General features: G+C 52.4%; 10 protein-coding genes. 8 read left to right on the forward strand and 2 right to left on the reverse strand.

Features of this window, described 5'->3' with window-relative positions; genetic code table 11:
• The first annotated feature begins 15 nt into the window (after positions 1–15).
• The 6 genes from PH5382_RS18930 (at position 16) to PH5382_RS18955 (ending at position 7,055) form a co-directional block, all read left to right on the forward strand.
• The gene (locus PH5382_RS18930; protein WP_255354114.1) at positions 16–528 is read left to right on the forward strand and encodes an N-6 DNA methylase; all 513 of its coding nucleotides are present in this window, start codon (positions 16–18) and stop codon (positions 526–528) included.
• Complete coding sequence (locus PH5382_RS18935; RefSeq protein WP_058335945.1) at positions 525–1,451, forward strand: GIY-YIG nuclease family protein; 927 nt, start codon at positions 525–527, stop codon at positions 1,449–1,451. The genes PH5382_RS18930 and PH5382_RS18935 overlap by 4 nt, the downstream gene beginning before the upstream one ends.
• On the forward strand, positions 1,448–3,097 hold the full coding sequence (locus PH5382_RS18940) for a restriction endonuclease subunit S (RefSeq protein WP_058335946.1): 1,650 nt from the start codon (positions 1,448–1,450) through the stop codon (positions 3,095–3,097). The genes PH5382_RS18935 and PH5382_RS18940 overlap by 4 nt, the downstream gene beginning before the upstream one ends.
• The gene (locus PH5382_RS18945) at positions 3,094–4,701 is read left to right on the forward strand and encodes a restriction system-associated AAA family ATPase (protein WP_058335947.1); all 1,608 of its coding nucleotides are present in this window, start codon (positions 3,094–3,096) and stop codon (positions 4,699–4,701) included. Before PH5382_RS18940 ends, PH5382_RS18945 begins: the two co-directional genes overlap by 4 nt.
• A gap of 4 nt (positions 4,702–4,705) precedes the next feature.
• Positions 4,706–5,776: a hypothetical protein gene (locus PH5382_RS18950; protein ID WP_058335948.1), complete on the forward strand. Its 1,071-nt coding sequence runs from the start codon at positions 4,706–4,708 to the stop codon at positions 5,774–5,776.
• A gap of 772 nt (positions 5,777–6,548) precedes the next feature.
• Positions 6,549–7,055, forward strand: coding sequence for an antirestriction protein ArdA (locus tag PH5382_RS18955; protein WP_058335949.1), 507 nt, complete (start codon positions 6,549–6,551; stop codon positions 7,053–7,055).
• A gap of 23 nt (positions 7,056–7,078) precedes the next feature.
• On the opposite strand, the gene PH5382_RS18960 is transcribed toward PH5382_RS18955, so the two are convergent.
• Positions 7,079–7,762: a hypothetical protein gene (locus tag PH5382_RS18960; RefSeq protein WP_058335950.1), complete on the reverse strand. Its 684-nt coding sequence runs from the start codon at positions 7,760–7,762 to the stop codon at positions 7,079–7,081.
• Positions 7,763–7,899: 137 nt separating this feature from the next.
• Between PH5382_RS18960 and PH5382_RS18965 the strand changes: the two genes are divergently transcribed.
• Together PH5382_RS18965 and PH5382_RS18970 are read left to right on the forward strand one after the other, a co-directional pair.
• Positions 7,900–8,829 carry a helix-turn-helix transcriptional regulator gene (locus PH5382_RS18965; protein WP_156414981.1) on the forward strand — a complete coding sequence of 310 codons (930 nt, stop codon included), beginning with the start codon at positions 7,900–7,902 and terminating at the stop codon, positions 8,827–8,829.
• Positions 8,830–8,874: 45 nt separating this feature from the next.
• Entirely contained in the window at positions 8,875–9,612 is a 738-nt protein-coding gene (locus PH5382_RS18970) for a helix-turn-helix transcriptional regulator (protein WP_058335952.1), read from the forward strand.
• A 33-nt stretch (positions 9,613–9,645) separates the two neighbouring features.
• Here the strand turns inward: PH5382_RS18970 and PH5382_RS18975 are convergent.
• The coding region (locus PH5382_RS18975) for a hypothetical protein (protein WP_231751941.1) at positions 9,646–10,219 on the reverse strand (574 nt) is incomplete at its 5' end.

Here is a 10,219-nt window from a genome sequence, read left to right on the forward strand (position 1 = left end):
ACACATTAGTGGCCGTTGGAGGCGCGAAAACGTCAAGTTACTTGGGAAATGCGGGATAAATGCAGGCTTCACACAATACTTCGATTGCCGACCGGAATATTCTCAAGCGCGGGCGTGAAAACGTGTGTTTTGTATTTCAATCGCAGACAAAGCACGGACGATCAGGAGATTTGGTTCTACGATCTTCGCGCCAACATGCCTTCCTTCGGGAAGACGAATGTCATCACGGCTGAGCACTTTGGAGAGTTTGAAGAGCTCTACGGCGATGACCCATTTGGTGGTTCGACGCGCCAGGAAGAGGGTGAGAACAGCAGATGGCGCAAACTGTCTCTTGAGCAAATAGCAGAGCGCGGTGAAAACCTCGACTGGAAATGGCTGCGTGACGAAAGTGATGACCCAGACGACGACATAATCAACCCCGACGAGATCGCGGTAGCGATCATGGGCCACCTCCGCGCCGCGCTGGATGAGATTGAAGCACTTAGCGAGGAACTGGAAGAAGCACCCATACTGGAGGCCAATGCATGATTGCGGGCGATACATTCGGACGAACGATTCAACTATTCCTCGTCGATGGCAAACCCACAGGCCTGCGCAAGTCAACCATCCATGGCTGGACTGGACTGCTGTTTGTGAGCGGCGCTTCCGCTTTTGGTGATCTGACCGCGCGTAAAGAAGTGGACCGCACAGGCGTTTACATCCTCTCTGGTCCGGATCCGGAGAAAACTGGGGCCACGCGGATCTATATCGGCTCAGGTAATTCTGTGGCCGAACGGATCAAGCAAAGCTCCCTGAAGCGAGACTTCTGGGAAACTGCAATCACCGTAACCACCAGCGATGACGACCTGTCGAAGGGCCACGCTGAGTATCTTGAGGCGCGGCTGATCGAGCTGACCTCGCAAGCAGGGCGCGTGACGCTCGACAATGGCACCAAGCCCGATACCATCCGCCGCAGACTGCCTGAGGCGGATGTGGCGAACATGGAGCAGTTCCTTGCCAATCTGCGGATCATCCTTCCTGTGATTGGGTTGGACATGCTCAAGCCGCAACCGCGCGCTGTGACGCAAACTGCCAAACCGGTGGAGGAGCGCACCACAGGCGATGTCCAGTTTGAAATTCGCCACAAGAGCGGGGTGCAGGCGACTGCAGTGGAAGAAGACGGCGAATTCATCGTGCTGGAGGGGTCAGAGGCGCTGACCGGCACAGGCTATGTTCAGCAAAGCTATGGCGGGTTGAAGGAGAAGCTGGTCGCAGATGGCGTGCTAACCCCGCACGTTGCGGACAAGCTGCGCTTTGCAAAGCCGTGGTCGTTCAACAGCCCTTCAGCCGCCGCTGCAGTCGTACTGGATCGCAACAGCAACGGTCGGATTGAGTGGAAGGTCAAAGGGTCAAAGCAGACCTATCACGATTGGCAACAGGCGCAGGCCGAACGACAAGAGGCCGCAAAATGAGTGAGCTTCCTAAAGGCTGGGCATCTGCAAAAATCGGGGAACTCGCATCAAAGATCGGAAGTGGGGCAACGCCAAGAGGTGGTGAAAAAGCATACACGGCAAGCGGGATACCATTGCTTAGGTCTTTGAATATCCATTTTGATGGTGTGCGTGACGCCGGACTCGCTTATGTTAATGACGACCAAGCACGCAAGCTTGATAACGCAACAGTTTCGGGTGGCGATGTTCTTTTGAACATCACAGGAGCCTCGATAGGGCGGGTCACAGTTGCGCCGGATCGTTTCGAAGGTGCCAGAGTAAACCAGCATGTTTGCATTATCCGGGTTTCGGAGGGCGCAGAAGCAGAGTTTGTGGCGCGCTTCTTGGCCTCACCAAACCCTCAACGCATCATCAGGGATGAAAACTACGGGGTCACCCGTCAAGCCCTGACGAAGGGAATGATTGAGGAGTTCTCTATCGCGCTCCCCCCGCTTCATGAACAACAGCGGATTGTAAGGAAGCTCGACACCCTCAGCGACCGCTCCGCCGCCTCTCGCGAACACCTCAACGCCGTCGAAGTACTCATAGAGCGTTACAAAGTAAGTGTGCTTCGAATGGCTTTTGACGGCTCGTTGTCCGCTGACTACAGAGGCGCACAATCCGATCAGAGAGCTGTAGAATTTGAGCTGTCTCCATCAGAACTCAAGAAGTTGAAGCTAACCAGCCATCGGCTTTCAGCAGAAAAAACACCGTATCAAGTCCCAGAAACGTGGCGTTGGATCGCTTTGCCTGCACTAGGTGAGCTTGCGCGGGGAAAATCCAAACATCGTCCCAGAAATGACAAGGCCCTATTTGGCGGTCCTTACCCCTTCATCCAGACTGGGGACGTTAGTAATAGTGGCGGGCGAATTGAAGAGTATTCGTCAACCTACAGTGAGTTCGGCCTGTCTCAAAGTCGCCTTTGGCCAACTGGTACGCTCTGCATCACAATTGCCGCCAACATCGCAGAAACTGGAATTCTTGGTTTTGAAGGCTGCTTTCCTGATAGCGTGGTCGGCTTCATAGCTGACGAAGAAAAGACCTCGGAGCTTTTCGTCGAGTATTTTATTCGGACGGTGCGAGTCGATCTAGAGGCTTTTGCTCCCGGTGTCGCGCAAAAGAATATCAACCTAGGCACACTCTCCGGTGTGTTTGTTCCCACTCCACCAGTCGACGAACAGCGCGAGATTGTCCGCCGCATCGAAGCCGCGTTCGGCAAGATCGATCGCTTAGCGACCGAGGCAGAAAAGGCCCTGAAGCTCACTGATCGGCTGGATGAAGGCATCCTCGCTAAGGCCTTCGCGGGCGAACTCGTTACCCAAGACCCAAATGACGAACCGGCCAGCGCATTGCTCGACCGCATCCGCGAGGCCCGCGCCAATGCGCCCAAACCCAAAAGACAGCCCAGGAAACCGCGAACAATGAAAAAGAAACCTACTTTGGCGAGCCTTATGGATAACTGGCCTTCGGAAGGGATGACTTTCGAAGAGTTGAGAGGGCAAGCATCAGGGGCATATGATCAAGTGAAAGAAGAGCTTTTTGAATTGATGACTTGTGACAAACCAGCAATCCGCCAGGAGTTTGACACAACTCAGAAGACGATGCGCCTCAAGAAGGTGGCCCCATGAGGCTTGTACACCTTGAAATCATAGAGGCGGCAAGCTGTGGAGGGTTACTCGATGGCTTCAAGGTAGACCTATACCGCCCCACCATGAAATCCAACGAGGCTTTGCGTCCTTTGTGTCTGCTTGGCCCAAATGGTTCAGGGAAATCCCAGTTCTTGCAGGTCGTTGCTGAGATCTTTCAGGCGGCTTGGCACACTCATAAGCCAGAAGAAGAACGCGCTGAAGCTAATGTTGGGCTCTTGTTCAAACTCGCTTACGAAACATCAGAGGCAGAAGGTTTAAACGCACAGCGGGTAAGGATTTCTCGCACGTCAGAAACGACGCCGCGTGGAGCCGTTCGGATGGAGCTTCACGATGGTGATGACTATAAAGTGATCGAAGACCCAAGCTCACCAGAATATGGACAGCACCTGCCCTCTGCGATTGTTGGGTACACATCAGGCGATAACGAAACGCTCAGTCTACCATTTTCAGTAAGCCGTTCGGAGTATGCTGAGGCGGTTCGGAACGCCGCGATGCCTGACGCCGCGCCAAGAACGGCGGTTCCAGACAACCGCCTTCTATTAATCGACTACGGCACTCACCTCGAAGTTCTCATTGCAAACCTGATGATCGGTGAGCCGAGCCTACGGTCTGCGTTGATCGACCACGCAAAGCTCGATAATCTGTCGTCATGGCGGTGCATCATCCAGTTGAACCATTCTGGGTCCCCAAATGCGCCTAGAGGTGCAAGGAGTGGCCGAAAGGGCATCCAACTTACTGAGGAGCTTGAACAGTACATCGACCAACTAAAGCGTTGCGCAACTTGTTGGGACTATCAAGAGAAACCAGAAATTTACACGTTTGACTTCTTAGTGGACGAAGCGTCGCGCGAGGCGTTTAAAGAATTCTGGCAATCCCCAAGCAATCTATATCGGTCGATCCATAAGCTAGCGATGCTCAATGACCTGATGATCCCGAAGACCGCGCGCTCCCGTATCAAACGCGACATCGAAAAGAAGCACTTCGCGGCACGCCTTCCGGAACCCCAAGAAGAAAGCAAGGTCTTCAGGTTTGAAGAAGTACGCTTCAATAAGCTGAATAGAGACGGGAAATCTGAACCGGTAGACTATGTGTCTTTGTCTGATGGTGAGCACCAACAGGCGCAAGTGTTTGGAATGTTCGCAATGATGCGTGATCCCAGAACACTCTTCCTGTTGGATGAACCGGAATCTCACTTCAATCCACAATGGCGGGTCAAGTTCATTTCACGCTTAACGAAGTTGCCTGTCGAGGGACTGTTAAATCAGGAGATCATACTCACTTCACATGCTCCATTTGTTGCTTCTGACTTGACACGTGATCACGTTAGGATCTTCTCGAAAGTGAACGGCGAGTTGAGCGCAACCAAACCCGGAATTGAGACGTTTGGAGCGACCTTCGATAGAATATTGAGCGACTGTTTCGACGTTGCACCTCCCTTTTCACAAGTGGCTCGCGAAGAGATTGAGCGGTTGAAATCACAAGGTTCTGCGGAAGAAATTGAAGATGCGCTGTCCAACATCGGCAGCTCAGTGGAGCGCGCCCTGCTTGCCGACAGACTGATAAGTCTAAAGGACGCTACTTAAGAAAATGTTAGAGACCTATGCCATTGAGGCTACAGAACAAAACTGGCTTGGCACCTGCCTAACCGCGGCTTTGTTGACGAGTTTGGCGCGACTTGACGAAGGCGAGTTCCCTGCCATTTTTCCAGCCGATGCACCAATAGAGTATCGAGAAGTAATCTCGCGCTTTACGGGTATCGTCGAACGGTTCAATCGGCTAATGGATGCGCTGGCAGGCTTGAATGAAATTGAAAGAGGGTCTGTCCGAAGTGCCATTGAAACACAGAATAGAATCCCTGAAATTTTTGACGGGGTTACACAGTGTAGTGCCTGCAAGGATACGTTGCCTGACATTCACGATTTGGCGAAAGAATTGTTCAAGTTTAGCTTTAAAGCACTTTCAAGTATCAAGACGCCTGGAGCCGAAACCTCAGTTCGTGATATTCATTTTCAGATTGCCTATCATCATCTCTCTAAGAAATGTTGCCCGTGCTGTGGTATGGAGAGGTTGGAACCACCCCACTCCGACATTCCTAGACCCGACCTCGACCACTACCTTCATGTGTCGCAGTATCCGTTTTGCGGAGCTAATTTAAAGAACCTCGTTCCGATGGGTGATAGATGCAATTCATCTTATAAACTTGCGAAGGATATTCTATTCGATCAACAGGGCAATCGATTACTTTGTTACGATCCATACGGCGACGCTACAGCAGGATTCTCGCTGGCGGGAAGCAAAATTTTGGGTACTGAAACCGGTGAACCTATTTGGAACATAAATTTAGGGCCTGAGTCTCCGCAGACCGCTAACTGGGACCGTATTTTTGGGATCAAAATACGTTTGGAGCAGAGTTTAAATGCGGAGTTCGCTAGTTGGGCTAACGACATTGGCGGAGTGCTTGCAGGGTTAGGCTACGATTTAGATGTGCTGGAAGAAGTATCGGAGGGCCTGATCCGATACCGCCAAATTTGCGGCACGGAAGCACTATTTGGAATCGGCCACCTAAAGGCGGAAATCGCTTCTTTGTTTATTCAAGATTTAGGGTCAAATGAAACACGCGAACGGACGCACGCATTTTTGAAGGAAGCTTCGTCTTAAGCTTGTTTACCTGGAGGCTTACCTAGATCCATCGCAGCATTCTTGGGTTCGAGTTCTCAACGAATGTCGGCTTTTGCTCAGGAGCCTTTCAGATCGTGCATCCGCAGAGAATGACGGCAATCCGCCCTTTGTGCATGTGTTTGGCCCAAGATGTGACGATCCAGGCCGCGCGCCCAATGGGGCCAAAACAACCTCATCCGGCAGCCTCATCCTTGCAGAAGATGGAGCTTAAGAGACAATGCAAGATGTGTGTGGTAGTACCACACGTCTTGACAAGGGGGCTGCTGCGCTCCCCCGTTGTATCCCCCAAAGCTGATGGTCGAGATTGGCATTGAGCCAGTCACGACCATGCAAACATATCTGTGTTTGATCCCTTGCAGGTTAGATTTCACTCTCCCTGCACCCATCGACCTAGGGGCGTTCCTGCCCCTTGGAGCCCAGATCAACCGTCCGCCGATTGAATGCCGCCAGCTTGTCGAAGCTGAACCCGACAAAACGATCTGCGCGTTTGATTCGCAATCAGGGGATCCTGCCTGCTGCCCCCGATACCCCCATGGCCCAGCGGGTCCGTCCGCTGGATCACGGCTTGGGACGACTGTCCCCGGCGCGCATCAAAGGGTGGGTCCTCCCCGTGCTCGCTTCACGATGTTGCAGCTCCGCGCGGCTCTGGTCCCGAACTGCGTTCGCCCTTGATCCTTGCACCCCAGTCCCTCGGCGGGAGCCAGACGGTTGCATGCGCAACCCGTCAGGACAAAGAAGAGGAGACAAGACAATGCCGCAGCTACACGCACAACCATACGACCTAGGCGCAACCGGCTTTTACTTTGAGAGTTTGGAAGAATACGCCAGCAAGGCAGACAAGAATCACAATGCCTATGGTGATCCGGTCGAAGAATACGAAATCCAGTTTATCGATGGTGACGATATTGACTGCGCCTTGGCCAAGGCATGGGGCATCAATCAGGCCAATATCGGCGGCTACTTCACGGCTTGTGATGAGTGGGAGGAATACCAGAAGAAAATCTTCATCATCGCCGTTGGTGAAATCGGCTACGGTTACAATCCTGAGGATGTTCACCCAGAAGAGTTTGACGTCGATATGTACCACGTGGACAGCATGAAAGAACTGGCGGAACAGATGGTCGATGAGGGGTTGTTTGGCGATATCCCCGAGCATTTGGAGCGTTACATCGACATGGACGCCATCGCCCGCGATTTAGCCTATGACTACACCGAAACCGAAATCGCAGGTGAAACGCTGATATATCGGGCGGCGTAAAACCACGCCACCCCAGCATGTCTCTAGCTCAACGCGGTCAGCAATGGTTTGTACCATGCGAGAATGGTGAGGCCGACGCTTGCCACCGCCACACACCCAAACATTACGCCGACGGCGATCCTTGCTTTGGAGTGCAAGACTGTTGGGAAGATCACCAAACAGGCAAATAGTGGCGCAAGAACAACGCAATAATCCAAGGCAAGAACCCAGATCGGTAGATCGTAGGTTCTCAGGGTCTCGAGGCTTTGTTCGTAATTCGCTCCCCATAGACTCCAAATCAAAATCACTGAACTGCATAGCAGCAAGCGCAGTGCATCAGAGCGAATGGGAATGAGATCGCTGGAAAATAGAATGTACACAAATGCACGAATAGAAAGCACAGCGAAAATCGCGAGAAAGAAGTATTCGACACCATCCACCGAGTCGATCCCCTTGAGATACATGTCCGAAATGAAGAAGGACACGAACGGTATTACTTGTAAAATCTGTACGAGGCCTGAGATTAGAAAAGCGCTTTTGATGCGCTGCCATCGCTGCCCCTTGGCCTGAATGCCGCCATCAACGGCATGCATTGTCGTCGCATTGGCTAGTTTGAAACTTGCCGTTGTCACAACCATACCCAAGGACACAGCCAGTAAGGCGACGAATACCGAGCCAAGGATCACGAGGATGGATGCGGCTCCGATGAGCATGATTATCAAAATCATGAGAGGCTCATACGGCGTGAGCGGGCCTGCCAGAGTGTGAAATGTTCCAAAGGGAGCTCTTTTATTACTGCCTATGATGGTAATTCTCTTGCACGTTCGAAGCTTGCGGTAAAATATGCATAAATCTCTATATTGATTTGAGCGTATTTGATGGCCAGCCAGTGTTTCGCCTTTGTTCAGCAGATCAGTACGCCGCCGTCTGTATCCACCGTAGGAGCGGCGCTGATGGCTTCTACGATGCTCCTTCACCAGAGATCGGGGTGCGAGCTTCCGGTTTGTTGGGCAGGCAGCGAAGCGTTGGTGGTGGCTGTCCAGAAACCTTCTGCCTATACAGGTGGCCTATGAACTCGTGCCTGCTAGACTTTGTTCATGATGTTGGCGTTGCCAATACCGCTGAAGAAGTCGGGCAAAGGTTCATCCAATTTGCGCAAAAGCGCGATGCGTCAGTTGTACATATGTTCATGGAAACCAAATTGAGCGGGTTTCGGGCGACAACTATTCCCTATGAAGTTCTCGAAGAAGAAGTGCATGACTGCCAGTTCGGGACTTCTCAAATCGTCGAACTGGTCAAGTCCGGTACCCCGAGAGTGTATTGGGGCGTTGATGTTGACCAAAGCAACCCATTGTTGCCGGAGTTGGACCTGCGGATTAGTGAAACCCGTTTCCACCAGTTAAGGCAGCGCAATTCGGTTACATTTCCAATGCCCGATGCCGACGGGCTGTACCGGGGCGCGGGTGTCGGGATCGGTTTTGAAGATAGAGGGGAAACCTTTCTGACCCACATGGCAGAGTCCTGTGGATCTTTGGCGATGGCGTCCTTTTCCGCACATTCCCGTATTCAGTTACTTTTGTCTCAAGAACGCGCTCCTTCGCCATTGTCGAAGCGGCAAGGCGAGATATTGGAGCTATTGGCAGCAGGGTTTCAGTTAAGCGCTATAGCTGACAAGCTGGGCATCGCGGACTCCACTGTCAATTTGCACCTTGCGCAATTGAAGAAAAAGCTGAACGTGAAGACGAAGGAACAGGCCCTGGCGATGGCCATTGCCAATGGTTGGATCTCATTGTGATGCCTCTTGCATGCCGCTCAGAAAACTGTGTTGAGACCATTTTTTATGAACCAAAGATTGAATTTGCAGCTCCTGGATTTTGTTGAACAGGTGGGATCTGCCCATTCGGCTGAAGTGGCGGGGCAAAGCTTGATTACCTTTGCGCGCAACGCTGGAGCCAATGTTGTGCATGCCTTTATGGGAACCGGCCTGGATCACTTCCGTGCCACGACGCTTCCGGACTGGGCGATTGAGTTTGATTGCGCGATACCGGGGCTACTTACAGCCCATACTGTTGCCGCAGTTCGTTCAGGTCAGCCTCGTGTTCTTTGGGGGGAAGAGCTGGACCGTGGGAACCCTGTTGTGACGGATGTCGGTCGTCAGATGGCTGAATTCAGGAAAGAGCATTTTGCGCAAAACTCAAGTGTCAGCTTTGCAATGCCTGATGCAGATGGTCGATATCGTGGTGGAGGTGTTGGGCTGGGCTTTGAGGATCGAGCCGCTCCGTTTCTTCAGCGTATGGAAGAGAGTGGTGGCGTGTTGGCAGTGGCCTCATTTGCTACGCATGCGCGTATGCAGATCTTATCCTCATCCGGCGTGCAAAACTCGCCATTGTCAAAACGACAAGCGGAAATCCTACAACTCCTGGCAGCGGGTTTCCAGCTTGGTACCATTGCGGACAAATTGGGCATCTCAGATTCAACTGTGAACCTACATCTGTCGCAGCTGAAGAAAAAACTGAACGTGAAGACCAAAGAGCAAGCTTTGGCGATGGCTGTGATGAACTGCTGGGTGAAGCCCTAGCGATGGCCTTCACCTGTCTCATGTGCAGCTGATCTACTGCCCGTTCTTCTTTCGTTTCATCCGTGCCCGTGTCTTGGCGGCGTGGTAGAGGCGCAGTTGATCCCGCATACCATTGTCGAATGAGGGGTGCGGCAGCATTTCTCCACCCTTGAGCCCCATCTCAGCAAGCTGCCTGTCATTGAGTTCCTTAAGCATCGGCAAATCCAGCCAGTCCGGAAATTCATTCTTCTTGAGCCAATTATAGAGTGCGTCGTAAAGCGGGCGGTCAAGGCTCAGTAGGTGGTTGCGGGCAAGCCCTTTGCCCAACCAGGGCGCATAAACGCGCGCAATGAAGTTGGCAGGCCGTTCTCTTCGGTCTAGCCGCTTTTGATACCGTTCCGGCGCTTCCTGTGGCAGTGCGATGTAATTGGGATCAGGCGGTTGCGCCTCTGGACGCAGAAGGTGTTTCATTCCCATTTTAACGCCGAAGTACACAAACACATCTGCGCGTTCGGAGCTGGTCAGAGTGTCCGGAATGGCTTTGTTGCACAAATCGGGTGAGGGATTCATTTTGTGAATCCAGCATGGTAGCTGGAGTATATGAGCAGTTGGGCCCCTACGAAGTACA

Source organism: Phaeobacter sp. CECT 5382 (genome assembly GCF_001457775.1).
Classification (GTDB): Bacteria; Pseudomonadota; Alphaproteobacteria; order Rhodobacterales; family Rhodobacteraceae; genus Pseudophaeobacter.

Coding starts and splice junctions, on each gene's coding strand:
- PH5382_RS18935 (WP_058335945.1), top strand. CDS start 525: ATGATTGCGGGCGATACATTCGGACGAACGATTCAACTATTCCTCGTC.
- PH5382_RS18940 (WP_058335946.1), top strand. CDS start 1,448: ATGAGTGAGCTTCCTAAAGGCTGGGCATCTGCAAAAATCGGGGAACTC.
- PH5382_RS18945 (WP_058335947.1), top strand. CDS start 3,094: ATGAGGCTTGTACACCTTGAAATCATAGAGGCGGCAAGCTGTGGAGGG.
- PH5382_RS18950 (WP_058335948.1), top strand. CDS start 4,706: ATGTTAGAGACCTATGCCATTGAGGCTACAGAACAAAACTGGCTTGGC.
- PH5382_RS18955 (WP_058335949.1), top strand. CDS start 6,549: ATGCCGCAGCTACACGCACAACCATACGACCTAGGCGCAACCGGCTTT.
- PH5382_RS18960 (WP_058335950.1), bottom strand. CDS start 7,762: ATGATTTTGATAATCATGCTCATCGGAGCCGCATCCATCCTCGTGATC.
- PH5382_RS18970 (WP_058335952.1), top strand. CDS start 8,875: ATGAACCAAAGATTGAATTTGCAGCTCCTGGATTTTGTTGAACAGGTG.